Origin of the sequence: Enterocloster bolteae (assembly GCF_002234575.2) — a bacterium.
GTDB classification, from domain to species: Bacteria; Bacillota; Clostridia; order Lachnospirales; family Lachnospiraceae; genus Enterocloster; species Enterocloster bolteae.
Map to the genome: position 1 here is coordinate 3625078 of NZ_CP022464.2, position 25497 is coordinate 3650574.

20 protein-coding genes and 1 pseudogene are annotated in these 25497 nt (G+C 49.0%); 2 read left to right on the plus strand and 19 right to left on the minus strand.

Annotated features, from left to right (window positions below; all coding sequences use genetic code 11):
* Window positions 1-125: 125 nt before the first annotated feature.
* From CGC65_RS17040 to allE, 8 genes are all read right to left on the minus strand, one after another.
* Window positions 126-1814: a PucR family transcriptional regulator gene (locus CGC65_RS17040; RefSeq protein ID WP_002564586.1), complete on the minus strand. Its 1689-nt coding sequence runs from the start codon at window positions 1812-1814 to the stop codon at window positions 126-128.
* 94 nt (window positions 1815-1908) lie between these two features.
* Entirely contained in the window at window positions 1909-3150 is a 1242-nt protein-coding gene (locus CGC65_RS17045) for a M20 family metallo-hydrolase (RefSeq protein WP_002564587.1), read from the minus strand.
* A gap of 47 nt (window positions 3151-3197) precedes the next feature.
* Window positions 3198-3395, minus strand: a complete 198-nt coding sequence (locus tag CGC65_RS17050) for a hypothetical protein (protein WP_002564588.1) — start codon at window positions 3393-3395, stop codon at window positions 3198-3200.
* Between the two features lie 35 nt (window positions 3396-3430).
* Entirely contained in the window at window positions 3431-5044 is a 1614-nt protein-coding gene (locus CGC65_RS17055) for an L-lactate permease (RefSeq protein WP_002564589.1), read from the minus strand.
* 14 nt (window positions 5045-5058) lie between these two features.
* The gene (arcC, locus tag CGC65_RS17060; protein WP_002564590.1) at window positions 5059-5994 is read right to left on the minus strand and encodes a carbamate kinase; all 936 of its coding nucleotides are present in this window, start codon (window positions 5992-5994) and stop codon (window positions 5059-5061) included.
* A gap of 26 nt (window positions 5995-6020) precedes the next feature.
* Window positions 6021-9029, minus strand: a complete 3009-nt coding sequence (locus CGC65_RS17065) for a bifunctional FdrA/YlbE family protein (RefSeq protein ID WP_002564591.1) — start codon at window positions 9027-9029, stop codon at window positions 6021-6023.
* Between the two features lie 15 nt (window positions 9030-9044).
* Window positions 9045-10097, minus strand: coding sequence for an ureidoglycolate dehydrogenase (allD, locus tag CGC65_RS17070; protein WP_002564592.1), 1053 nt, complete (start codon window positions 10095-10097; stop codon window positions 9045-9047).
* Window positions 10098-10124: 27 nt separating this feature from the next.
* Window positions 10125-10913, minus strand: coding sequence for a (S)-ureidoglycine aminohydrolase (allE, locus tag CGC65_RS17075; RefSeq protein ID WP_002564593.1), 789 nt, complete (start codon window positions 10911-10913; stop codon window positions 10125-10127).
* A gap of 232 nt (window positions 10914-11145) precedes the next feature.
* Between allE and CGC65_RS17080 the strand changes: the two genes are divergently transcribed.
* Complete coding sequence (locus CGC65_RS17080) at window positions 11146-12015, plus strand: alpha/beta hydrolase (protein WP_002564594.1); 870 nt, start codon at window positions 11146-11148, stop codon at window positions 12013-12015.
* 3 nt (window positions 12016-12018) lie between these two features.
* On the opposite strand, the gene CGC65_RS17085 is transcribed toward CGC65_RS17080, so the two are convergent.
* The 4 genes from CGC65_RS17085 to allB (CGC65_RS17100) are packed head-to-tail and all read right to left on the minus strand — an operon-like array spanning window position 12019 to window position 17625.
* Window positions 12019-13392, minus strand: coding sequence for an NCS1 family transporter (locus tag CGC65_RS17085; RefSeq protein ID WP_002564595.1), 1374 nt, complete (start codon window positions 13390-13392; stop codon window positions 12019-12021).
* Window positions 13393-13433: 41 nt separating this feature from the next.
* Window positions 13434-14807 (minus strand): allantoinase AllB, encoded by a 1374-nt coding sequence (gene allB / locus CGC65_RS17090; protein WP_002564596.1) that lies wholly within the window; start codon window positions 14805-14807, stop codon window positions 13434-13436.
* Between the two features lie 16 nt (window positions 14808-14823).
* The gene (locus tag CGC65_RS17095) at window positions 14824-16185 is read right to left on the minus strand and encodes an NCS1 family transporter (protein WP_002564597.1); all 1362 of its coding nucleotides are present in this window, start codon (window positions 16183-16185) and stop codon (window positions 14824-14826) included.
* 30 nt (window positions 16186-16215) lie between these two features.
* Window positions 16216-17625 (minus strand): allantoinase AllB, encoded by a 1410-nt coding sequence (gene allB / locus CGC65_RS17100; protein WP_002564598.1) that lies wholly within the window; start codon window positions 17623-17625, stop codon window positions 16216-16218.
* Between the two features lie 241 nt (window positions 17626-17866).
* Here allB (CGC65_RS17100) and CGC65_RS17105 point away from each other — a divergent pair, with 241 nt between their 5' ends.
* Window positions 17867-18742, plus strand: a complete 876-nt coding sequence (locus CGC65_RS17105) for an oxamate carbamoyltransferase subunit AllH family protein (RefSeq protein ID WP_002564599.1) — start codon at window positions 17867-17869, stop codon at window positions 18740-18742.
* 106 nt (window positions 18743-18848) lie between these two features.
* Here CGC65_RS17105 and CGC65_RS17110 read toward each other — a convergent pair whose 3' ends face one another.
* From CGC65_RS17110 to CGC65_RS17140, 7 genes and pseudogenes are all read right to left on the minus strand, one after another.
* Window positions 18849-19439 (minus strand): ATP-dependent Clp protease proteolytic subunit, encoded by a 591-nt coding sequence (locus CGC65_RS17110; RefSeq protein WP_002564600.1) that lies wholly within the window; start codon window positions 19437-19439, stop codon window positions 18849-18851.
* Window positions 19436-19858 (minus strand): helix-turn-helix domain-containing protein, encoded by a 423-nt coding sequence (locus CGC65_RS17115; protein ID WP_002564601.1) that lies wholly within the window; start codon window positions 19856-19858, stop codon window positions 19436-19438. Before CGC65_RS17115 ends, CGC65_RS17110 begins: the two co-directional genes overlap by 4 nt.
* A 62-nt stretch (window positions 19859-19920) precedes the next feature.
* A pseudogene (gene tnpA, locus CGC65_RS17120) lies at window positions 19921-20196 on the minus strand (IS200/IS605 family transposase); the annotation flags it as partial.
* 204 nt (window positions 20197-20400) lie between these two features.
* Window positions 20401-20805 carry an SMI1/KNR4 family protein gene (locus CGC65_RS17125; RefSeq protein ID WP_002564603.1) on the minus strand — a complete coding sequence of 135 codons (405 nt, stop codon included), beginning with the start codon at window positions 20803-20805 and terminating at the stop codon, window positions 20401-20403.
* Window positions 20805-21566 carry an HNH endonuclease gene (locus tag CGC65_RS17130; RefSeq protein WP_002564604.1) on the minus strand — a complete coding sequence of 254 codons (762 nt, stop codon included), beginning with the start codon at window positions 21564-21566 and terminating at the stop codon, window positions 20805-20807. The genes CGC65_RS17125 and CGC65_RS17130 overlap by 1 nt, the downstream gene beginning before the upstream one ends.
* On the minus strand, window positions 21563-24931 hold the full coding sequence (locus tag CGC65_RS17135) for an ATP-binding protein (protein ID WP_002564605.1): 3369 nt from the start codon (window positions 24929-24931) through the stop codon (window positions 21563-21565). The genes CGC65_RS17130 and CGC65_RS17135 overlap by 4 nt, the downstream gene beginning before the upstream one ends.
* Window positions 24928-25494: a hypothetical protein gene (locus tag CGC65_RS17140; RefSeq protein WP_002564606.1), complete on the minus strand. Its 567-nt coding sequence runs from the start codon at window positions 25492-25494 to the stop codon at window positions 24928-24930. The genes CGC65_RS17135 and CGC65_RS17140 overlap by 4 nt, the downstream gene beginning before the upstream one ends.
* Window positions 25495-25497: the final 3 nt, after the last annotated feature.

Consider the following 25497-nt stretch of genomic DNA (forward strand, 5'->3'; position numbering starts at 1 on the left):
TAATATTTTAACAGATTGCATCGGAGCAAACTGATAAAAATGGAGAGATAATTTATCTAGTCTGGATAAACTATCTCTCTATGGTATATTATAGGCTGAATTCTCACAGCCACAAACCCCTGCTGCTATATAAAATCCTTGTTGTAATTCTCTATCATCTTATACACTACCAGCCCAATCCGCACCGCCAGCACCTCGTTGGCATTGTCAAAATCAATCCCGGTCAGCTTCTCTATTTTTTCAATGCGGTAAACCGCTGTCTTATAGTGAACATAAAGATCCTGGGCCGTCTTGGAAAGGTTCAGATTCCGGTCCAGATACGCCCTCAGGGTCGTAATCAGATCATCCCTCTGGGGTTTCTTATAGTTATAAAGCTTCTGAAGCCCTTCCGGCACATACTCCAACAGCATGGAAGGGTCGCTTAACTGGCACAGCAGCTTAAATATGCCCAGGTCCGCAAACAGCATAACCTGGGGGCCTCCGTCCTCCGGCGTCTCTCCCGCCACATCCACGAACATGAACGCCTCGTTGGCTTCTTTAAAGCTCTCCGGAAGATTGATGATGCCGTCCACCACTCTGCCTGCTCCCGCTTTGATTTTAAGATACTTGTTATATCTGGCCACGTCCGCCTGAACCTGTTCCGCTATCTTTTTGATGCTTTTGCGGTATTCCTCCTGGGTCTGTTCCCTTTCCACCTCCTGTATCACCACGATTTTATCGAGATCGTTATGTATTTTGGCTTTGGATATACGGCTTCGGATTAAATCGCTTAAGACATCAATATCTTTTACCTTTGCCTTAAAGTCTCCCCTGGCCATGCTTTCATTTGTCATGCCGAATACAATCACACGGTAGCTGCCGTTGATGTCGACCCCCAGCAGGCTGGTATTCTTCTGGAGTTCTCCCATGGAATGGATTTTTCCATTGAGAATATTGTGTATAATATCATTCTGGAACTTCTTCTCCAGCTCCGTAACCGCGTACTGTCTGGAAAACTCAAAGCGCAGGGCCGTAATGGCGCTCTCTGCAGCTATGCAGTCCATGGTCCCAAAGGGCTGGTTTAACTCTGTCACCACCAGGTATATCTTCTCCCGGAAACTCATCTTCACCTGGATCAGGCACTGGGGGACCTCTCCCTTCTGCCTCATATAGGTGTAATTGGAATAAGTGCCCGGATCAAACGGCACCGCGTCCCTGCTGACGGCGAACTCCCTTGGCGCCTGGTCCGTAGCCGCCAGGCAGGTCAGGTTCTGGTTGTATACGGCTACCGGGTTGCGGATCAGCTTGGAGAGCACATCCAGTATCTCATCCACACCTTTTCCTGTGGAATCAGGAGCTATGGCAAGGGCTGCGAAATTGTCGTGGGTTGTCTTAAAATACTTAAGCCTGGTAACCTCCTCGTTAAAAAGCCGTTCCATGATCAGACTCATGACATCCCGGAAGGAAACCTCGAACGGCACCTCCAGAACCGGAATGTTATGTTCCTGGGCAAACGCGAACAGCAGTTCAATCTTGGTGTCCGCATTCTCCACCTTCCTGCCCCGCTTTAACACAAGGGCACTGACACTCTTTCTGCTCAGCTCGTTAATATACGTGCGGAATTCATCTACCGTACAGGATCTGAAAGCGTACAGACCTGTCAGAAGTACCTCCCCGCCGTCAATAAACTTTACGATGTCCGGCGCCTCAATGATTGTCACACCCTTAATTTCCTTGTCCAGTCCCCTGTCGCCTGCAAGTACCTTGATATCCTTCATTTCCTCTGCCAAAAGAAGTTCTCTTACTGTTAATCCCATCTTTTTCCTCACCGCCATCATTTGTCCTGCCAACACTACCTCCTAATTATAGCACAAACAGACACAGACGTATAATAAAATATCACGTCTGTGTCCTTTTGCTATTTATATGCTATTTCATGACCTTTTCTTTTGCCAGCTTCTCCATAACCACTGCCGCTTTGGCCAGGTCGCTGTACTTGGTGAACTCAACCGGGCAATGGCTCCGTCCGTCCTTGCTCGGCACAAACAGCATGACTGTGGGAAGTACCTGGCCGATTTCCAGGGCATCATGGCCTGCGCCGCTTAACATCCTCTTGCAGCTGTAGCCCCGCTCCCCGCATTCTTTCTCCATGATATCCAGCATTTCCCCTGAAAGCTCCACAGGAGTTATGGTCAGTTTGTTCTCCATGTCAAAACTGCCGCCATACTCACCAACCGCCCGTTCAAGAGCCTTTCTGATCCTGTTTGTAATATCATTTATATTGTCGTTATTTCTGGAGCGGATATCCACTGTGAACTCCGCTGTATCCGCCACAATGTTCATCCCGCCCGGTATGGTGTTCACATATCCCACCGTAGCAACGGTTCCGTCCGCTTTTTCCCTGGCCCAGTCAGCAATTCTTGAGATAACCTTTGCCGCCGCGTCCACCGGGTCCATCCTCATATCCATGGGTGTGGTTCCTGCATGGTCGGCCCTTCCGTGCACCGTCACCATGTAGCGCTGAATGCCTACGATACAGTCTACCAGTCCAAGCTCTGTGCCTTCCGTATCCAGGACCGGTCCCTGCTCGATATGCGCCTCCAGGAAGCAGCCGATTTTTCCGTCTTCCCAGACAGCTTCTTTGATCCGCTCCGGATCCATGCCGTATTCCTTCATGGCCTCATAGATGGATATACCGTCTTTGTCACGGAATTTCTTCATATAGTCCACATCCCTGTGGCCAAGGATGGCTCCCGAACCAAAATAGCCGGTTCCAAACCGTGTTCCCTCTTCGTCACAGAATCCAACCACCACGAAATCTCTCTTAGGCCTGATTCCTTCTTCTAAAAGGAGACGTGCCACTTCAATGGCGCAGATGACGCCTGCTATCCCATCATAGTCTCCGCCGTTATATACAGAATCATAGTGGGAGCCCATCATGACACAGGGTAATTCGGAGTCCTCACCCTTTAATACCCCAATCACATTGCCGGCAGCGTCTTCCCTCACATCAAGTCCGCTCTCCGTCATCAGCTCCTTTAAATACTCTACGGCCTTCCTGGCCTCTTTTGTGAACGGCAGCCTGGTGCAGCCGTTTCCCGGTGTTGCCGTAAACTGTTTTAAATGCTCCAAATCCCTGGCAATCCTGCCTGTAATCTCCTCAATCACCATTAGTAAACCCTCTCTATTCTTTTTTAGAAACCAACTTGGGTTTCCTCTTATTTCTTTCTGTCTAATACATATACCTTAAACGGCGAGTACAGCATAGCCGCCACCAGCAGGATAAATCCCAACAGGCATGCCCCGTCTCCCTGCATCTTAAGTCCTGTCAGTATCAGGGCAAAGGCCGCCAGGATGGCTGCAAAGGCCACTGTGAGCCTGCCCCCTTTTGTCTTGAAAAATTTCTCTGTCTCCATATGTCATCCTCCTCTGCCCCGGCACTGCCTGCGCGTTATGAAACAGCCACTGATAAAAATACGATAATACCGATTGCCAGCGTCATAATGGTCGTGAAGGGTATGATTCTCTTTAGCACCTGTCCCTCGCTTCCCAGGATTCCCGCTGTGGTAGTCCCCAGGATGATATTGCTGGGGCTGATGGCGCTTCCGATAGAGCCTCCCGCTGTCTGGGCTCCCAGGATTGGCGCCTGGTTCAGATGAAGCAGATTGGCTGTGGTTACCTGAAACTCTCCAAAGAGTATATTAGATGACATATTGCTTCCGGTCATGAACGATCCCACCATTCCCACCAGAGGCGCCAATATGACATAAGTCTTACCAAGTACCCTTGCTATTCCGTCCGCCAGCACACTGGTCTGCCCTGTTCCGCCCATGATTTTGGACATAATGACCAGACCGATGATAGCGATTCCCGACGGCATGGACATGGTTACGGAACGGACAAACACACGCTTTACGCCTCCCGGACGAATCCATCCGTGCCTGCCGAAATACACCAGCCCTGCAATGGATGACAGAAACAGGAACATACTGGCATGGGTAAAGGGCCGCAACGGCGAAAACAGTTCCGTAGCCTGGTTGACGAATCCATACCCCGTGGAAGTCTCTGGAAAGGAAAATCCAATGGACACCTGGTTCAGGAAACGATTTACCGGAGGCACCACTAACACCACCATGGTAACCACCGTCAGCAGGATATAAGGCACAAATGCCTGTACCAGCGTCATGCCGTCCGGCGTCTCCTCCGATGTGCCTGACGCGGCACCACGGTCCATAATCCGGCTGTCCTCCACACTCCACTCCTGTCTGTACATCTTCATTCTGCCTATCAGTATCAGGGCCACCAGGGAGAGACAGGCCGGAAGGAAGCAGGCTATGGTTGTATTGACCCGGGTCAGAAGCAGTTCTCCCCCTCCCTGAATCAGGGACAGGATAAGGAGGGCCGGAAGTCCCTTCCTCACAGCCTTTCCTTTTCCGTAGAACCAGCATATCACCAGACCAATCACCACATTCCACATCCAGATGAACACACCTGCCCAAAAGGCAGCCGCCAGATAGTCAGGCGTACCGGGCACAAGTCCGGTGGACATGGCCAGGGCATCCCAGGCAGCTGCCAGGGTACCGAAGGTATTGCCCCATGCCTGCCCTAATAAAGGTATGATGACCGCGAATACGGGAACTACTCCAATGCCCATGAGCAGGGGAGCTCCCACTGCCACCGGTACACCAAATCCTGTAATTCCCTGGAGAAAGCTCTCCAGTATCCATCCCAGGGCCAGCACCATCAAAAGTTCATTGGGCAAAAGCTTTCTCATCCCGTTGCGGATTACAAGAAAGGCCCGGGCTTCATCCGCCACCTGGTACAGAAGAATCGCAGTCCATACAATCAGCAGGATAATAAGAGCGCTCCATATTCCTTTTGCACTTTCCGCTGCCAGCAACCTGATATCAGCTTTATAGAATACAATGCCGGTAATAATCGTAATGGCCAGCCCCACGGGGGCTGCTTCCGTAGCCCCCCACTGGAACTTAATCATTAACAGCAGCAGGACAATGATTGGCAGACATGCCATTATCCACATAAACAGATTTGTTGGTACGTTCATATTTTATCTCCCGATTACTTATGTATTACTGTCCCCGTGCTGCCGGCGATTCCTTCCGCCGCCTTGTCAAGCAAGGTGATAAGTGTACGCCTGCCTTCCCCAGACTGTGCGAAACGGATGGCTGCCTCGATTTTCGGAAGCATGGACCCCTTGGCAAACTGCTCCTGGGCAATGTACTCCTTGGCCTTATCTACTGTAAGGTCACTGAGCCATTCCTGGTTCTCCCTGCCGAAATTGATGGCTACCTTTTCCACAGCGGTCAGGATAATCAGGTAATCCGCCTCCAGCTCCGCTGCCAGCAGGCTGCTGGCATTGTCCTTGTCAATGACGGCGTTGACTCCCGAGAGCCTGCCATTGTCATTCACCACAGGAATACCGCCTCCGCCGCAGGTAATGACAATATGGCCGGCGTCCACCAGCGTCTCAATGGTCTTGAGCTCCCGGATTTTCATGGGCATGGGGGAGGCCACCACGATGCGGTAACCCCTTCCCGCGTCTTCCATGCAGGGAATCCCGTTTTCCATGTTTTTCCTTGCTTCTTCCTCGGTCAGGAACCTGCCGATGGGTTTTGTGGGATTCTTAAATGCCTCGTCCTCCGGGTCCACCTCCACCTGGGACAGGATCGTGGATACCTTTACATCCATGTTCCTCTTATACAGCTCATACTTGATGGCATTTTGCAGGTCGATGCCGATATACCCCTGGCTCATGGCCACACAGGTCGGCAGCGGTGTTTCCTTGTAATTCTCATAGCTGCAGGCCAGCTGGTCCATGGCATTCTGGATCATGCCCACCTGGGGGCCGTTGCCGTGGGTGATAATCAGGTCCATGCCCTGCTGCACCAGGTCAACAATCACCTCAGCTGTCTTTGCCACTGCCTGCTTCTGCTCTTCGATATCCTTGCCCAGGGCGTTACCGCCCAGGGCAATTACTACTCTTTTTTTATCCATAACCCCATCTCCCTTACATCATAAGCTTAGTCCAAAGAGAACCCCAGTTTCTTCGCGTATGCCGCGATTGCCTTTTCAAAACATGCAATAGGCGGATGTACGGTGCCGGCCCCTATCTGTCCGTAGCCAGCCACCTTATGGGCAATTCCCGTGTTGATGACTGGTGTGATACCCTTTTCCACCACCAGTCTGGCATCAATCCCAAGGCATGTTCCCTGGAAGTTCCAGTTTGGTATGATAAAGTTGGGATTCCGGTCAATGGTGATCTCCGTCATCTCCGTGCTGGTACGAAGCGCGTCCTCGTACCCGCCGGCTCCCACGAATCTGGTAACGGCCGGAGCCGCGATCATGGCCATACCGCCTACGCCGAAGGTCTCTGTGATGGCGCTGTCACCCATATCCGGGCAGGCGTCCTCACCGTCATAACCTGTAAAGTAGAGTCCCTGGGGCGTGTTGACAGGAGCGGTGAACCATTCATCCCCCATGCCGCTTATGCGGATACCGAATTCCACGCCGTTTCTGCACATGGCAGTGACAATGGTGCCGTCGGTTACCTGCCTTGCGGCGTCCATGACGGCCTTACCTGTTGCCATCATGATATTCAGGAAGAACTGGTCTGTATCAGCCAGGAATTTGATGACGTCATAGCGGTCCTTTTCGTCCATATCCATCTTGGTAATCACCGGGCTGACCTCTTTCAGGAAAGCCAGGGACGCCGCAATATTCCTCTGGTGGAACTCGTCTCCCATGGCGATTGCCTTGGCTACAAGAGGATTCACATTCAGTCCGCCTATGGAACGGATGGCCCTTCCAAGGGTTGGTCCCAGCACATCCTTCATCCACAGCAGGCGGTCAACCACCTCCTTGGAATATGCACCGAACCTCAGCACCTTGCCGATTCCCTCATTCATGGTACAGTATGCCTCATTGCCGTCAGTCTGGTTCTCAACCACGAACACAGGCATGTTGGCGGAGGTAATGCCTCCCATGGGGCCAACGGCCTTTACATGATGGCAGGGAATAAAGGTCACTTCACCGGATGCAAGTATCTTTCTTGCTTCTTCCTCTGTAGCGGCCCATCCCTCAAAGAGTGCCGCGCCGACACAGGAACCCTGTACCGGGTCCGGCATGTTCTCAAACCGGATTGGCGGTCCCGCATGGAGAATCACCTTTCCCTCATTCAATTCTTTGATGACAGACTTAGCCGGCACCACATCCCTGATGACAGGCTGGCTGGCAACCACTTTGGCGATAACGGAGCGGTTGGCCTCATCAATATTCATTTCCCGGCAGCTTCTCAGGAAATTCAGGACCTTTATCAGTTCCACGTTGCCCCCGGCGGGCGGCGCCCAGTCATACTGGACCACGTCACATCCAAAGGCTTCTATGACCTCAGCAAAGCTCTTAAGGCCCACATTGATGACCCTTGGCTTCTGTGACAGAAGTTCAAGGAGTTTTTCCGATGCTTCCGTTTTCTGGATCCGGGCTGTTGTCTTGGGGCGGATTTCCTTCACCGGCTCTTCAAAGTCCAGACCGATGGCGCGGATTGCCGTATGTACAGCCAGCTTATTATTCTCACATACAATGACCCCTGCTTCCTTCAGTGTTTCCACGGCCTTGTCATAACCCTGGAAATCCCTTCTTGTCCCGCATACAGTGGCCACAAAGAATAATTTTCTCCCTTCCTCCCTGGCCTTGTCGCGAAGGCGGATAATTGCAGGGAGGAGGGCCCCGGCCATATCCTCATGGGAACCGTAACCCAGCATGATGTCCAAAAGGATAACGCCTGTGGACCCGTCGTCTATCGCCTCCTGCATGCACTCAATGCGCTTGGCAGGATCAATCATGGGATGAGGCTTGCCCTGGGTGTATACATCGTCTCCCAGGTCCACCACGATATGTCCGTCGGTCTTTAACATAAAACCTTCTGCCTTCTGGGGCGGAACCTTAAGGTTCAGGGCATCCTTGATTAACATGGCAGCTTCCCCTGCCAGGGTGCCTCCTGAGTAGTATGCCTTGATTGTCTTCTTTTCCTCTGCCGCGAAGAAGCTGGAGGAATCCACCTCCACGCTGCCCTCTGCGATATCCTGGCCCCTCACCAGACCCACGGCCAGGCGGGCGGCTTCATCCAGTGTATACGCATGGTAGAAGTTTTCCTCATGGTACTCCGGCTTCTCACCCAGGAACAAGGTGACAACCGGTTTCTTAAAGTTGCTCAGCCGGTCGGAAATCCTGTCCCTCACAGCCTTTGCCGGAGGCTTGGATATGATGATCAGCACTTTCACGGTATCATCCTTTTCCATGGCCTCAATCATATCCATCATGGTAATTCCGCCTACTTCAGTGGACAGATCCCTGCCGCCGGTGCCGATGGCATTTTTAACGCCCTCTCCCAGACGGTCTATGATGGTGGTCAGCTCCTGGATGCCGGTGCCTGACGCTCCGATGATGCCGATGGGTCCCGGAGCCACGTGATTGGTAAACGCAATGGGCACGCCCTGGATGATTCCGGTACCGCAGTCCGGCCCCATAACAGCCAGCCCCTTTTCATGGGCCTTTTTCTTTAACTTAATCTCATCCTCCAGCGTAACATTGTCGCTGAACATGAATACGTTCATGCCCTCATCCAATGCCCGGTCAGCCTCCAGCGCCGCATAGGCGCCCGGTATGGAAATCACCGCCAGATTGGCGTCCGCCAGCTTTCCCAGTGCCTTATCCCAGGACCGGACCGCCTCCGCTCCCTTTTTATCCGACTCTGAAGTGGACTGTTTCTTAAAGAACGCCTCCACTTCCTCCATGATCACGTCAAGCAGCCCGTCGTCATCCACATCAGCCACTACCACCATATCATTGGCGGACGCCTCCTCCAGCTCGCTGGTACTGAGGCCGCTCTGCCTGTAAATGTCCTTGTTGGCAGGAGTTGCCATCATGATGGAAACCTTCTTTACACCTTCTATGGAAGAAATCTGGTTAGTCAAAAGCATAAGGACTACAGAATCATGATAACTCCCTTTTTTTACTATGGTTTTTAACATACGCTCCCCTTCTCCTTATTCGGCAAACCTGTTTTTGTGGTCATATTTATCAAAGTGTACCTTATCGCTCTTTAAATACTCATAGATTTCATCAACTATCTCCACGCCGCCCGTGGCATAGGCTTTATCCCGCCTCATGACTGCGCGCTCACCCGGATAATACACCTTATCAAAGCCTTCTGCGGCCGGCATCTCTCCCAGCTCATCAAGCACCTGTGACATGGACGCCTTGAATGCGTCTAATCCCACGAATCTGGACGGATCCATGACAATGAACATCTGTCCCAGCTCCCTGCCTGCCGACAGGTCATGGTACATCGAACTTACATGCTTCCCAAAGGGAACTCCCAGAAGCACGCCCGAGAAAATGTCCACCATCATCATCAGGCCGTATCCCTTGGCGCCTTCAATTGGTACCAGGGCATTCACAAGGCGGGAATCCGTAACCGGACGTCCCTTGGCGTCCACTGCCCATGTGTCGGGAATGGATTCATGCCTGGAGCGTTTGTCCAGTATCTTGCCCCATGCCTGGACCGTGGTAGCCATGTCGAATACAACCGTTCTTTCGTCAGCCGTGGGGGCTGCAAAGGAGATGGGGTTGGTACCGTAGTAAGGCTCTATCCCGCCGTACGGCACTGCCATCGGATCGGACTGGCAGCATGCAATCGCCACCAGATCCGCCTTGGCGGCCATTTCCGTATAATAACCAATGGAGCCGCTATGGGAAATGTTGCGGATGCCAACCACTGCGATGCCGGACTTCTTTGCCATCTCGATGGCCTTTTCCATGGCCAGCACAGACGCCACATATCCGCAGCCGTTGTCCCCTTCAAAGACAGCGGAACAAGGTCCTGTCTCCCTCCACTCAAACTTCGGATCAACCGTGATGCCGCCCTTGGCAATCCTCTCGCTGTAATACTCCACGCGCACAGCCCCGTGGGAGTGATAACCCCTTTCGTCAGACCAGGTGAGGACATCAGCCGTCATATCCGCATGATCCGCCTTCAGCCCCGCCTGCATCAGCTTATTTTTCATTAACCCCTTTAACTCATCATGGGAAAGTTTCATATCTGCACCCCGCTTCTTCTCAATATTCTATAACTGCACGTCTCTGTTGCAATCCTTGGAGTAAATATACGCGAAATCCTCTTCACGTCCCACCGCATAACATGCCTGCGGGCAATATGCGTCCAGGAACATGTAATCTCCGGCCTTTACCGGTACCCAGTCATTGTCAGCCCTGTACATGCCTTTGCCTGACAGGAAATACATTCCGTGCTCCTGGATATGTGTCTCCACGTAGCCGTGGGACGCTCCCAGCTTGAACTTCAGGATGTGCATGTTCATATCAAATCCGAAATTACCTGCTGCCGGAAGGAAATCCTTGATGTGGCAGTTGTCCATTCCCTCATATTCTGTCCAGGGAATATCATTGGCATTTCCCACTACCGTAAATGCGCTGTATCCCTCAATCTTCTCATATCTGCGCTTATATACATACAGCCTGGCTTCTTTGCCGCTCTTGTTTTCAAAGGAAACCTTAACGCTCTCAGGGGAGAAGATATAACCGCCCTCGGTAAGGCTCTCTTCCTTGTCGGCATTCTTGACAACCACTTCGCCGGCCAGTACATAAATGAACGTCTCCAGACCTTCACCGCCAATGCCGCTGTTTTTTCCGCCTTCCTTTACCGTAACCAGATAATCCGCAAAGGTAGCTCCCATGGCAGGTGATCCCAGAATGGTTACGTCGCAGTTCTCATAACCAGGGATGCTGTTCTTAACCAGACCGTCCGGTTCCAGCAGAACATAATTTTCTTTCTTGATTACAGAACGTGTTGCCAGTAATTCCTCTCTGTATCCTACCTGATCATTTAAATAACTCATATTTACTTCCTCGCTTTCATTCTTTGTTAAAGGCCTTTTTGGGTCAACTTTTTTATATTTATATTATTGCAAAACAACGTTCTTTTTTCAATTATGTATTTATGCAAATCTCCCTATGATTTTTATCCATTTTATACCCTATTGCTAATTTTTTCACATCCCACTTTTTTCCGGTCTCATGTTATAATATCTTTAAATATAACTCATCTATTACACAAAGGAGAACACCATTATGACGGAAAAAAGAGAGATAAACCTGGAACATCCAGCTTATCCAAAGTATGCAACTGTATATTCAGAAAAGGATACAGATGCAAAAGCCTGTATCCTTTACTTCCATGGGGGAGGGCTGCTGTACGGCAGCAGGGAGGATCTGCCCCGCAGGCATATAGATACCCTGACCCGGGCCGGATATATCATCGTATCCTACGACTACCCCCTTGCGCCCGCCGCCAGGCTGGATACCATAATGGGTGATGTCTGTTCCTCCATCACCCATTACATAAATCATCCCGAAATATACTGCGGACGCAAACTCCCGTTCTTCCTGTGGGGCCGTTCCGCCGGAGCATATCTCTGCCTCTTAGCCGGGGCCAAAGGTAACCTGCCCGCCGTGCCCGCTGGGATCCTCTCCTACTACGGATACGGATTCCTGTGCGACCACTGGTATGAGACACCCAGCGGATTTTACTGCTCCCTTCCGGCCGTGGATGCGTCCTGCCTGGAACAGGCCGGTGCTGACCTCCACACGGCCGGAAGCCTGGACACCCACTACAGCATTTATGTATATGCAAGACAGACCGGATCCTGGCGTTCCCTTCTGTATGAAGGCAGGGATAAATATTTCTATCTGGACTACACCCTGCGCGCCTGCACCGCCCTTCCCTGCCCCCTTTTCTGCGTTCACGGCACCCGTGACAATGATGTGCCCTACGGGGAATTCCTGGAGCTGTCAAACCGTTTCCGCCCATGGCAGTTCATCGCCTCCTGCGATGGCCACGACTTTGACCGGGATGAGGAAAACCCGTTTACGGAAAAACTGCTGGACGAGACACTGGCATTCCTGGAGGAGAACCTGAAGCTGTCGCCGGCCCAGTGCTGATAACTAGCCTTCCTGCTCCTGGAAAATGGTTCCTGTGCGGAATGATTTTGCGCTCTTCATGTTCTTCATCAGGAAGTAATACACAAGTCCCGTGGGAATCAGGCTCACATACCAGGACAGCTGTACGATGACCAGAGAGCAGAGGGAGCCGATGACGATGGCTATGATGGCCGCCCAGTTGATTCCCTTGAACACGCCCTGCTTGTCATACATATGATTGATATTCAGCTTCTTTTTCCGGAGAATGTAATAGTCCACTGCCATTACGGCAAAAATCGGGCCCAGGAATGCGGAGTAGAACTGGGTAAACAGGCTTAAGCCCGCTGCCGAATCATCTGTCACCAGCTTCCACGGCATACAGCATGCCGAGAGGATTCCTACCAGGATGGTGGCGTGGGACCATTTCATGTGGAATGATTCCATCAGTACATAGGATGGCGGAACGATATTGTTCAGCACATTGGTTGTGACCTGGGCAAATGCAATAAACAGCAATGTCACTACTGTGAGGAACTTGCTTCCCATGGTTGTGGAGAACACCACAACCGGGTCGCTGTTGCCGGTAGCAGCCGTCACAAGCAGCCCGATCAGTCCCATAAACAGCGTTACAGGCAGAATGGCAACCGTGTAGATACTTCCGGTAAAGGTGGGTCCCACCTTCCCTTCCAGGTTACGGGAATAGTCGGATGCATTGATGATCATGGTTGAATAGATTCCCAGGAAGGAGGTGGTGGCTGCCCAGAAAGGCATGCCCCATGTTCCCTTGATTCCGGAGAACACATCATCAATCTCAGTTGCGAACTGTGTCTTGACCACATACAGCATGTAGGCCAGTATTGCGATGATGAATACACAGGAAATATTTTCCAGCCATTTGATACCCTCAAATCCCTTGATGGCCAGGGCAACCTGCAGCATTGTAAACAGGGCATAGACCAGGGGAAGGTTGCTGAAACCGAACAGGATGCTCAGACAGCTGTTGATGGCTCCCGCTCCCACCCAGCTCTGGAAACCAAACCAGATAATGGCAGGAATACCTCTTAACAGGCCGGGCACCTTGACGCCGGTGGTGCCGAAGCTGCTCCGAAGCTGTACCGTGTAAGGAATACCGTACTTATGCCCGCAGTTGCCAATGATTACCAGGGCCACCGCGATGACCAGACATCCGATAACCATGGCAAGGATGGCCTGCCCCACTGTCAATGCCCCTATCAGGCCGGCGCCCATGGAGAAGGTACCGATGGATACGCACCCTCCCATAAAGCTTGCCGCGTAGGAAAGGGGCCCCATAATACGTTTTTTCGTCGGCTGCAGATCCGGATCCACGTTCTTTACCAGTTCCGGATTTAAATTCAAATTTTCTACCATATTACTCATACTTTCTCCTTTTCCGGGGAGTGTCTGAAAATCACATTCTGTCAGCTCAGTCTCCTGACCAGGGTCCCCACACCTTTTTCTGCTGTAATCTTTCCGTCTTCAGCCACCACATTGCCGCGGATGATGGTGCATACAGGCAGTCCCCTGCCCTTCATTCCCACAAACGCGGAAATCTTGTTTACATACAGGAGGGATTCGCTTGTAATCTCCCACTCCTTTTCCGGGTCAATAATCACAAGGTCCGCGTCAAATCCCGGAAGTATGTCACCCTTTTTCCCGTATATGCCGAATGCTTTTGCCGGATTAAGGGCCATGGCTCTTGCCAATACCCTGGGATCCACGCCCCGCTTTACGCATCCCTCGTTAAACGCTACCTGGAAGCCGCTCTGGATACCGCTGATGCCGCCCCATACGTCAAATACATTCTCGATTTTATTTCCCAGAATCTCTTTGAATTTCTCATCGTAGGAGCAGGGAGAATGATCACTTGCTATACCGCTGAAGGTACCGTCCTCCACATAGGCCCAGAGACGGTCCACATCTTCCTTGGAACGCAGGGGAGGCGCGCATTTGAACAGAGGTCCGTTGGCAAGGACATCCTGGTCCGTCAGGCTCAGATAATGAGAACATGTCTCCGCCGTCACATCATAGCCCGCCTGCTGGGCCTCCTTTATCTTCTGGGCCACTTCGGGACTGCTCACATGGCAGATATGTACCTTGCACCCCGTTGCCTTGGCAATCTCAATCATATCCACCGTGGCAACCATCTCCGCAATCACCGGCCTGGAATCCAGAAAACCCTGCCAGTCCATACGTCCTTCTCTTTTCATCCTGGCTTCCTGCCATTTAATCATGGAAAAATCTTCGCAGTGGAAGCCGGCACGTCCGCCAAATTCCTTAATCCTCTCCATGGCTTCATAGGCCTGCCCGTAGTTTAAGGAGCTGTAATCAGGTGATACCGGTCCGATAAACGATTTGAAGGCAACACAGCCCTTCTCATGCAGGCCTTCCAGTTCGTCAAAATTATCCGGCACCAGGCCGCCCCAGAAGCAGTAGTCCGTATATGCGTTACAGTCCACCTTCTCCACTTTTCTGTCAAAAATTGCCGCGTTCGTCATGGCCGGTTCATTTTGAAGGGGCATGTCGATGATGGTGGTATAACCTCCCATGGCTGCCGCCGCTGTCCCATGTTCATAATCCTCCCGCCATTCATACCCCGGATCATTGAGGTGGGCATGGGTGTCAATGGCTCCTGGAAACACATATTTTCCTTTTGCGTCAATCACCTTTGCAGCCTCCGGCTCCTGTCCGGCCTCCAGCAGGGCGGCAATCCTGCCGTCCTTTATGCCGATATTCCCCTCTGTCACTGCCTGGGCGGTAACAATCCTTCCATTTTTCACTAACAGATCATACATAAGCTTTGCCTCCTATTTACTTCTCCAGGGAAGTTCCTTTCCTGAAACGTTGGCAGGACGGCATATGCTTCATGCAGAAATAATATACCAGTCCTGTAGGTATGGTTGCCGTAAAGAAGGATATGTCTACATTGACAAGTCCGATTACCGCGCCCACTGCCGTTGCAATGATGGCAGCCCAGTTGATTCCTGAATGGGTTCCGTTATCATCGTAGAGGTCATCCAGGGCCGCTCCTTCCATCTTTCCCCTGTGCAGGATGTAGTAATCCGTGATCAGCACGGCAAAGATCGGGCCAAAGAAAGCGGTGTAAATCTTAACAAACAGATCCAGTCCTGCCGCGGAGCTGTCGTTGGTCAGGATCCACGGACAGGTACATACAGCCAGGACTCCCACCAGAATCACGGCCGTCCTGTGCTTCATCTTAAATGCGTCCATAAACGCATAGGCAGGGGGCACCACGTTGCTGGCCAGGTTGGTGGTCATCTGGGCAAAAAGGATGAATCCAAGGGTTGCCACCAGCAGCACCTTGTTATGTACCATCTGTGAAAATGCGTTGATAGGGTTTGCAATCCCTGTTGCCGTGGAAGCCATTGCGCCGATAAGTCCCAGAAGGACAGTGGTTGGTACCATGGCAATAAAATAGGCAACACCGCGCTTTCCTACGGAAAAACCGCCCTTTAACTCTCTGGAATAGTCGCCGGCATTGAGCATAACCGTGGTGCTGTTGCCAAAGAAAGCGATGATGGCAGCGATGAACGGCATTCCCCATGAACCCTTCCTGCTGATGAGCTTATCACCAATCACGCCCCAGTACTGGGTCACGCATACAAATAACATATAGAGCATGGCGCTGACGATTACCACGCCGCCGATGTTCTCCACCCATTTGATTCCGTGGAAGCCCTTTACTGATAATATAATCTGGACCACCTGGAACAGTAGGAAGAACAGCACAACATTGTCATATCCGAATATGGCAATGGATATCTGGTTGATGGCGGAGCCGCCCAGCCAGGTCTGGAATCCGTACCATACAATAGCGGGAAGCCCACGGATCATAACTGGTACAATGTTTCCCTTTGTGCCGTACGCGCTCTTAAGCTGAACCGCATAGGGCGCGCCTGATTTGTAGCTGAAACGGTCATTTGCACAGATGCCGATAACCAGTATGGTGGATCCAATCAGAACCGCCAAAAATACCTGCATCAGGTTAAGCCCCTTGTCCAGCTGGGCAGACCCCATGGTCAATGTGCCGATGGAAATACATCCTCCCAGCCACAGCATCAGGTAGGATCCCCACCCCATAATACGGTCCTTGTCCTGAATCGGCGCCAATGAATCTGTTTGCTTATTTACTTCATTTTTTACATCGCTCATAATATCACCCCTTATTTTCTTCTCCTCGTATTAACAGTCATGTACCGGTGTCACGTATTCCCCGTAGCCCAGAGCGTCTTCCCTATAGGTTCCGCCGGAGGCAACCACCTTGCCCCGGATGATGGTGCATACAGGAGCGCCCTTTCCTTCCAGACCGTCGAAGCAGGATACATGCCCCTTGGTCAGCAGTTCATTCTGGCTGCATTTCCAGGCTTTCTCAGGATCAACAATAACAATGTCCCCGTCAAATCCCAGCTCAAAGGCCCCCTTCCGACCGTAGAGGCCGAATACCCTGGCCGGATTGTAGTCCATCACCCTGGCAATCAGGGTGGGGCTTAAGCCCTTCTTGTTTACCACCATGTCAAACATCATGGGCAGGAAGAACTGGATGGAGTTGAGACCGCCCCATGCATGCCAGATATCCTTTGTGGAATTGTCCTTTTCCTCATCCGCAGCCGGTGAGTGGTCGCTTCCCACACAGGATAATGTGCCGTCCAGAACATAATCCCACAGCCGTTCCATATCCTCTTTCCTGCGCATAGGCGGCGTACACTTGGCCGGAGCGCCCTTCTCAAAGACAAAGTCCTCTGTAAACCCAAGATAGTGGGGACATGTCTCAGCCGTAATGGGAAGCCCTTCGTGGATGGCGTCCTTTACAACCTGCGCCACCATGGGGTGGCTCACATGGCAGATATGCACTCTGCCCCCGGTTGCCCTGGCCATGTCAATCACATTTTTAGTGGCAACATACTCGGTCCACACATCATGGGAATCCAGGAAATCCCTGATTTTCTCTTCGCTGGTCCTTCCGGTTTTTGCCTTTGCCTCCTTTTCCCGTTCCAGTACCTGACCGAACTCTTCACAGTGGAAACCGCACAGGGCCCCGTACGGCTTTAAGATTTCCAGAGCCTTTCTCACATTGCCCATGTTCACGGTTGGGAACAAATCGCCGTTGGGGCAGGTAAACCCTTTGAATGCAGCCACGCCGCATTTGTGCAGGTCCACCAGATCCGCCATGTTGTTCTTCACCGAACCGGGCTGATTGTCATAATCCCCCACAATACCGCCCCACAGGGCAAAATCCACATAGGAGTGCTTGCTGATGCGCCCCATCTTCAGGTCAAAGATTTCCTTATTCATCAAAGACGGATCATTGTTCAAGGGCATGTCAATCAGGCAGGTACAGCCAGCTGCCGCAGCTGCCCTGGAACCGGTCTCAAAGTCCTCCCTGTATTCAAATCCCGGTTCATTCAGGTGCGCGTGGCAATCAATGATTCCCGGATATATGTAGCATCCCTTTGCATCTATCACTTCTTTTGCAGCCGCCTGCGACCCCTTGGCAAGAAAGGCAGCGTAGACCCCGTCTTTTACCGCAATATCAGCTTCATAAATCCTGTCAGGGGTTACCAGCTTTCCGTTTGTTATTACTAAATCATACATTTTTTACCTCCTTACAGACTGTAAATCGTTGACCGTTTCAATACTTACGTTGTATTTTATTAGATACACAGTCAGAAAACAATGACGAGAAAGCGGGGAAAAATTATGTTTTTTTGTCTATCATGTATAAAACTTTATTATTTCAAATTTTGTTTTTGTGTTTTTTTCGATAATCTGGTAAAATTTATTGTTGAAGCATTGTTATAAGTGCAACAAACAGCATAGCACAGGGAGAAAGCAAATGTATCCTACCATCACCGCCATTGCCGCCTACGCAGCACAGCAGCTGGAGGAGTGCCGTCTTTGGACGGTCCACTCCGTCTACAAAAAAACAGTGAATCTTCAGGCAGGAGAGCGCCTTCTGGCCCTGCAGGCCGCATCCTCTCCCATGTCTCCTATCAGCATCATAACAGACATGGATGTCAGGGCTTTTGAAGTTCTACCGGTTAAACCAGGCCAGCAGGTGTCCATTGCCGGCAGCCGCATTATAATATCCTCTCCGGAGCACACAGTGTCTTTTGGGTGCCTGCCGAAAAAAGTCTGCTGCACCCGGTTAACCTGCCCGCCCGGGCCGTTTCCCTGCAAAGAGCTTCTTTCACAGATCCGTCAGGCCGTCGCCAGCTCGCAGGCCGGCATATTCCGGCTTCTGTTCTGCGATTCCACGGAAGGACAGGCGATTACAGGCAAAGAGGAATACAGCCTAATTCTGGCCGCGGCCAGAAGCCGAATCCTCCAATGCAGCGAATGTCTGGAACAGCATTTGTACGGAGATGCTGCCAAACACCTGGCAGGACTCATTGGACTGGGAATAGGCCTTACGCCCAGCGGTGATGATTTTCTGTGCGGGGTGCTGGCAGGACTCATCCTGCGCGGAGAAGAAAGCCATCCATTTGCGCACGCTCTCTGCCAGGAGATAACTTCCCGCCGTTTTGATACCAATGATATCAGCCGCGCCTTTTTGGACTGCTCTGTGCAGCACCATTTCAGCCTGGCTGTCAACAGCCTGACAGACCTTCCCTCTGCCGATAGGATTTTAAACGTATTCTCAGCCATTGGGCATTCTTCCGGCATTGATACTTTATGCGGGGTTGCGTACGGGCTCTCCGCAGAGGTATAGGGATGTGGTTCAGACACAACAAAAGCGCAGGCTTCTGTGTCCTCCCCGGAGGAGTATCACGGCACAGTGCCTGCGCTTATATATATCCTATTATATTTCAAAGTTATTACCGCCTTGTAAGGATAGAATCAATCAGTCCATACTCCAATGCCTCCTCCGCGCTCATGAAATTATCCCGCTCCGTATCCCTGGCTATTTCCTCCTCGGAGCGTCCTGTATTCACCGCCAGAACACGGTTTAAACGCTGCCTGCTTTTCTGCATGTAATCCGACATAATTTTAATGTCGCTGGCAGGGCCCTGGATTCCATTTCCGTGTATGGCGGGCTGGTGTATCATGATTTCGGAATTGGGAAGGGCCATGCGTTTTCCATGTGCTCCTCCTGCCAGCAAAAAGGCCCCGAAACTGGCTGCCAGTCCAAGGCAGATAGTTGAAACGTCGCATTTAATATACTGCATGGTATCATATACAGCCCAGCCAGCTGTCACAGAACCTCCCGGACTGTTGATGTACAGCTGGATATCCTTGTCCGGATCCGTGGATTCCAGAAACAGCAGCTGGGCTATAATAAGGCTGGCAGAGGTGTCGCTGACCTCCTCGCCCAGAAAGATAATACGGTCCGACAGAAGCCTGGAATATATATCATAGCTTCTCTCTCCTCTTCCTGTCTGTTCAATCACATAAGGTATGGTGCTCACGCTGCAATCCCTCCCATTCCTCTGTCACAAACTCCATATATTGTAAAACAGGAAGCTTGATGCATTTGAATCCGTTTCTTTGCAGGCAGATAGATCCCCCGTTTTCTGTACGCTCCGGGCGGACATAAATATACCTGTTTAAATGCGAGAGAAAATGCCTGCTGGGACTGGTACCCGGCATCGTAGGCTATCTGCGTGATGTCCATATCCGTATCCACCAGCTTCTCAGCCGCCATGGTAAGCCTGCGCTCCTGCACATATTTATGAATCGTGCCTCCCGTCTCTTCCATGAATATCCGGTTCAGATGGAACCTGGAATAACCTGCATGCTCCGCTATCTGCTCCAGATTCAGCTTCTCCTCCAGGTGTTCCTCAATATAATCAATGACCTTTCTCACTGTATGCTTTTGATTCTTCATTCCGCCACCTCCTGGTCTGGTTCATTTTATTATAACAGGAGGGAGCCGGATTGTCTTAATAAAAAGTGCGTTTTGTAACGCAGTGAACTTTTTCCTTTGAGATATCCCACCACCTCTGACACAGCATATTTGGGCGGAATACTTACCAGCATATGGATATGATCCGGCATGCATTGCGCCTCGATTATCTCAATCCCTTTTCTTCGGCATAAGGTCCCTAGTATTTGGCCTACATCTGCCTTGATATCCTTATATATTACCTGCCTCCGATATTTTGGTGCAAAAACCAGATGATACTTGCAATCCCATTTTGTATGAGCTAAACTGTTATTGTCCATTTTTGGACCTCCTGTGCTTTTTTATTTGTGGTTTGCAGACCTACATCTATTTTAGCACAGGAGTTGCTTTTATCTGAAGATATTCCCTCCACCTGCAGAGCAGGTGGTTTATTTTTACTGTGACACAAGTAAAAAACGAGAGGTAGGGCAAAAAGCCTCACCTCTCGTTTTTTTGCGTTTGGCGATATATCGTCGAAAATAATTCTATTCAAAGTATTCAGTAAATTCCGCTATTGATTTTCCAATACAATAATACTGATTATCACTGGCACTCCAGTAATATACTTTTCCTGTTTCGTTGTTGACACAGTAGTAATTATCTCCGGAATCCAAACCAATCGGCACAATCTTCCCCTTGGTATTGTCCAAGAAAAAAGTTAGCGGCTTTTCAATATAGTAGTTCTTGTTCGCACAATCCAACGATAAGAAAACTCTGATTTCGTATTCTTCGCCGTCTACCTTGACCAAATCCTTAACAGGATAACCTCCAGAATTGGCAGTCAGAAATTCTTTAATATCATCTCGAATCCGAATTGAATACTTTGCTTCAACTTCTGCAAAGAGCGTCAAATCAGTCACCTTATCACAATGATTCGTTATACTTTTCATTAGAAAGATTCTCCTCCTTTTCTATCAACACTATCTGCACCCCAAAGTGAATTTCCACCGGTATGCGCTGCGCCACCGATTGCCCGGTCGTGGTCTTCTCGTTTCACTAATTGCATTTTGCCCGGCTCTTCGTTGTGATGCCATACATAGCCCGTAGGAGTTCGCCCTTCCTCAATATCTTTAAGCTGCTCCTCTGTAAATTTGCTTCTTAGTTCAGGGTCATTTTCGATAGCTTCTTTGAGCTTAGCATTGCACTCTTTTGCGTAAGCCTTTGTCTTCAGATTGTCGGGGTCTAACGCTGTGTCAAAGGCACTATCAAACTTTGGAAAAACACCCTCAATTTTAACACCGTTAATTTCGATAATTTTCCTTTCATATGGAACACCATTTTCCGATGTTTTACCTTCCAAATCGCTCCGGTCAGTTTTGTAGTGAATAACTCCATCCTCATCAATGGTACACTTATTCAGCTTTTCATCAGACCATCCAAGCTTATCCTTTAATTCCTGTCGTTCTTCCTCGGTAAGTTCTCTGGTTTTCTTTTCGGCATTGTCGGTCTGTGCATCGCTTTCTGGTGTATCGGCTTCGGATCTATTGTTTTCAGGGCTTTCTACTTCAGCATCTTCTTGTGGAGCTTCTTGCAAAGGTCGATCCATTTCATCGCCAAGGTCAAAAATCTTAATGCCAGACAGTTGTTTTCCCAGGGTCGATTCAGATAATTTAGTTTTAAGAGTTTCGCTTACCTCCTTAAACTCGTTCATTTTATTTCCTCCTTTCGCAATAGGCAACATTGGTTAGAAGTAGCCGTTTTCTGCAAGCATCTTACGCCCCCTTCCTTAATGAAAGAAACCCACTTTACATATAACTTCCTTCGAATTTCAGATTCTTCTTGTTGAACACTCATGTCCTTCATAAATGCCTGACTTAAAGCAAGCACTTTTGAATTTGACGCATCAGGGAAGAACTGCTTCACAATCCTTTCAAGCATAGAGGTTAGTTCACTATCATCCGCAGCGCTAAGAACACAGTTTTCAACTCTTGTACGGACACCAAGAATATCGGTCACTCTCCGAGCAAGTTTCCTGAAATTCTCATCTTCCCAAATACTAAGCGTACCTGTCTTGTTATATTCGTCAATCAACTCATCTACAAAATCTGCGTTTGTAGATGAAAGACCAATTTTGTCAAGATTATCCGCAATTTCTTTCAGCGAGAATTTAAGCTTTTCAGACAGCCTACCTTGAATCAAGAAGTTTACTAATTGTTCTTTCAAGGCATTCTTGTCCATCGCTTGGGTGTCAGCCTCATAACTATATTCTCGTTCCGATAGATTGCATCTATTTACTTGTACAAGAATAGGCTCTACCCAATCATTTTGATAGACTGCCGCAACACCTCTTTTTAGCTTTGAAAGTTCATCAATCTGCTCATCGTTCAAGCCAGCAGAATATCCAACAAGCTCACGATCTCCTTTGTCTGGTAATCGTAGAATAATTTTTGTATTAGTATTGCGGATTACAGACATATCAAGAAGACCAGGCGATTGGTCTGCAATCACAAATCCTTCTCCATAGGTTCTCATTTCTGCGATTGAATTTGCAAGCAATTCTACCGATTTACCCAATAGGTTTGACCCTTCAGCAGACTGTTCTGTCGAAGTGCGTTTGAGAAGATTATGTGCTTCTTCAAGAACGGTAATGTGTGTGAGAGGGCTATTCGCTTTTCCTGTTGCCATGCGATGCTCATTAAGTTTCATAACGAGTAAGCCCATAATTAAAGACTTTGTTTCTGTTGAACCAACACGGCTCAAATCAACAACAACACTTCTGTCAAATAACTGTTCATCCGTAAGGTCATCGTTGCAGAAAATCATGCCGTTCAATCCCGTTGTCAGCGAACGGACACGAGTTAGAAGTGCGCCAGAATAATCACCTTTGCTATCAGCTGAATACTTTGATTCTTCAATGACAACTTCAATTTGTTCCAGCAAGTCAGCAAAATTAGGATACTTAGCTCCCTTAGAGTTCTCCGAAGAAACCAAATCCCATCCAATTGATACATATGCCTTTTCCATGGCTTCTTTTAGGATGGCTGGCATCGCTGCATACATTGGCCAACAGACATTAAAAATCTCAACCAATCTGTCCAAGTGTTCCAGAATATGCACATCTGCCGGAAAACGAAATGGATTGAGCTTCAGCAAAGAAGTTTTCTTGGGGTTTGTACCATAAACGGTAACATCCGCATACTGACCAAACACATTTTTATATTCGCCCTTTGCTGGCTCTACAACAAGAAAATGTGTCCCATAAATGCTGTGCAATTGGTTAAGCAATTCATATACGGTATTGCTCTTTCCAGAACCTGTTGAACCTGTAACAAAAGTATGCATGGTAAAAGAATCAACATCTAAATTGACTTCTGTTGGCATTTCTGTTCCCATACTAAATACTTTTCCAAGGCAAATGGTTCTCATTGATTTTGCTTTACCATAGGAAACAACTTCTTTTCCAAAGTCAGCGTGTTCAATAACCGGAAAACCGCATACTGATTTTCTTGGTAAGCCCATTTGAATTGCCAACTCATTGCTACTAAGAAGTGAGGAAGGGGTTACCGGTAGATATTCCGTATTTTCCGTTGAGCGATACGCAAATACAGGATGAATGAAATTGGTAATATAATCTCTAAGAATCGGTAATTTTGCCTCATCCTGTCTTCCCCAGTAATTTACCGCAGAAGTTTCCAAGCCGGATTTAGAGCCTTTCATAAGCGCCTTGTATGTTCCCGCCGCCATCTCTGCTGTTTCTTGACTGCTTGAAAGGAAGTATGCCGCACACTCCCACATACCAAGACTTTCACATTCATCAATTCGTTTCAATTGCAAGTCAATTCGCTCAAGAGTGTTCAACAAGGTTTTGTTTTGCATAGTCAGCTGCATATTATCAGAGGTTCCAGATGTAATTCCTCTCGTATGCGTCTCGTTTTCACTTTGGCTCTCATTATTGCCAAAAGCCACGCCCTTTGTTTCAGATTCATTCTTTGTATCTGTTTCCGAGGTAGATGTCCCTTTTGATTTAGTTGATGGATTAAATGCACTCAAGCCAATTTGTCCCGCCATAATTGCACCAGCAGCAACAACGCTCGCTCCACCTGTTAATGGCGCAGTTACAACACCTAATGCACCAAGCGCTATGGCTCCGCCTGTTTTTATCAACACGCCCGCTGTATCCATCTTTGATGTTGATTCATTAGTAGAAGTCCCCTTTGAGATACTACTACCCACGGTCGATGATATATTTTTAGAATATGAAGTTCCTGTGGTTGTCCCATGGGATAGGGCATCTGATATGCTCAAGGCAGAATTTGTCCCATAAGACATCTGCATATTTGCAAATGGTGACAACTGCGTATATATCGCCTCATAAGCCCGTCTAATTTCATCAAGTTGCTCAGCAGGGTTGCTCTTTGCCAAAATAATTGCCGTATATACTTGTCCCTGCATTGCGAGAGCCAATTTCTCCAAACCCTGTATGAAAGTTTCATTGTTTTTGAAATCATCATCTTTATTGTTTGCAACACAAGATACAGCCGCAATATTCTGTGAAGGAATATCACGCAAAAAAGATTCTGCTTCGGGGTCTAAAAGATCCATTGACTTCACACCAGGGAATTGACCACTAAGTGCATTTTTCAGAGTGTCCTTTAACGATTTTGTAGTTCGTTTATCATCCAGTGAACGAACACCCATGTAAAAATCCGTTTTTTGCCCATTACTATCGGCAAGAATAAAAATGCTACAATTTAGATTTTGCACAGCATTGAAAACAGATGCAAATTTGTAAGTAGAATATTCATCTTTTTGGTAAACCATTTCAGTAATTTTGAAAAGACGAATATCGCTTATCTGTTTAAGGCCGTCACTTAAAGGAACAATCTCAAGGTCAGTCAGCTTGTGTAAGTATTTTTTGAGAATAATGTCATCAACCAGCTTGCTTGATTCTGTAAGTTGATTCTGAAGTGTTTCAAAAGAAGGGACATTACTCTTAGGCTTATCAATGATAACTGCTTCTTGAGATTGTTCAACAAGAGTTGCCTCTCGTCTACCAAGAACAACAGTATCACTCATCCTCTTTTACCTCCGTTTACGGTAACCGTAACTGCTGCACCGCCTACCAACGCACCAACAGCTACACCACCAACAACAGTAACTCCTGCTACCGAAGCAACAACGCCGCCTACAACTGCACCTGCAACTGCACCTGCGGCAATTTTAGCCCCACGGTAATCGCCATTTTGCAGATCACGATACTTTTGCTCTTGATAGCTATTCCCACTTGTGCGATGTTCTGAGTTGTATTCAGTATGGTGAGACGAAGTGCTACCAGACTTGTGAACCGGTCTTAAATATCTAACCACATCTTTTAGATGGTCAATTCGTTCATGCGAAAAATTACCGACAACCTGAACCATGAGTTTATCCATATACTCATCATTCCATTCCTGTTCATCGGATATGAACGCTCTCCCATCGTGAGCATCATACAAACCTGTCATAGAAGATGCCGCTTTCACCATGTTGTTAAAATCAGTAAATGTAGGGTCAACCAGCAGGCTATCCTTCATCATTATGCGAACTCGACGAACATTGTCATCTTTAACTGCTTCATAAAAAGCATTTGTCAAAGCCATAAT

Excerpts from the sequence above, each read along its gene's own strand:
- CGC65_RS17040 (WP_002564586.1), bottom strand. The coding sequence starts at position 1,814 with ATGGCGGTGAGGAAAAAGATGGGATTAACAGTAAGAGAACTTCTTTTG.
- CGC65_RS17045 (WP_002564587.1), bottom strand. The coding sequence starts at position 3,150 with ATGGTGATTGAGGAGATTACAGGCAGGATTGCCAGGGATTTGGAGCAT.
- CGC65_RS17050 (WP_002564588.1), bottom strand. The coding sequence starts at position 3,395 with ATGGAGACAGAGAAATTTTTCAAGACAAAAGGGGGCAGGCTCACAGTG.
- CGC65_RS17055 (WP_002564589.1), bottom strand. The coding sequence starts at position 5,044 with ATGAACGTACCAACAAATCTGTTTATGTGGATAATGGCATGTCTGCCA.
- arcC (WP_002564590.1), bottom strand. The coding sequence starts at position 5,994 with ATGGATAAAAAAAGAGTAGTAATTGCCCTGGGCGGTAACGCCCTGGGC.
- CGC65_RS17065 (WP_002564591.1), bottom strand. The coding sequence starts at position 9,029 with ATGTTAAAAACCATAGTAAAAAAAGGGAGTTATCATGATTCTGTAGTC.
- allD (WP_002564592.1), bottom strand. The coding sequence starts at position 10,097 with ATGAAACTTTCCCATGATGAGTTAAAGGGGTTAATGAAAAATAAGCTG.
- allE (WP_002564593.1), bottom strand. The coding sequence starts at position 10,913 with ATGAGTTATTTAAATGATCAGGTAGGATACAGAGAGGAATTACTGGCA.
- CGC65_RS17080 (WP_002564594.1), top strand. The coding sequence starts at position 11,146 with ATGACGGAAAAAAGAGAGATAAACCTGGAACATCCAGCTTATCCAAAG.
- CGC65_RS17085 (WP_002564595.1), bottom strand. The coding sequence starts at position 13,392 with ATGAGTAATATGGTAGAAAATTTGAATTTAAATCCGGAACTGGTAAAG.
- allB (WP_002564596.1), bottom strand. The coding sequence starts at position 14,807 with ATGTATGATCTGTTAGTGAAAAATGGAAGGATTGTTACCGCCCAGGCA.
- CGC65_RS17095 (WP_002564597.1), bottom strand. The coding sequence starts at position 16,185 with ATGAGCGATGTAAAAAATGAAGTAAATAAGCAAACAGATTCATTGGCG.
- allB (WP_002564598.1), bottom strand. The coding sequence starts at position 17,625 with ATGTATGATTTAGTAATAACAAACGGAAAGCTGGTAACCCCTGACAGG.
- CGC65_RS17105 (WP_002564599.1), top strand. The coding sequence starts at position 17,867 with ATGTATCCTACCATCACCGCCATTGCCGCCTACGCAGCACAGCAGCTG.
- CGC65_RS17115 (WP_002564601.1), bottom strand. The coding sequence starts at position 19,858 with ATGAAGAATCAAAAGCATACAGTGAGAAAGGTCATTGATTATATTGAG.
- CGC65_RS17125 (WP_002564603.1), bottom strand. The coding sequence starts at position 20,805 with ATGAAAAGTATAACGAATCATTGTGATAAGGTGACTGATTTGACGCTC.
- CGC65_RS17130 (WP_002564604.1), bottom strand. The coding sequence starts at position 21,566 with ATGAACGAGTTTAAGGAGGTAAGCGAAACTCTTAAAACTAAATTATCT.
- CGC65_RS17135 (WP_002564605.1), bottom strand. The coding sequence starts at position 24,931 with ATGAGTGATACTGTTGTTCTTGGTAGACGAGAGGCAACTCTTGTTGAA.
- CGC65_RS17140 (WP_002564606.1), bottom strand. The coding sequence starts at position 25,494 with ATGGCTTTGACAAATGCTTTTTATGAAGCAGTTAAAGATGACAATGTT.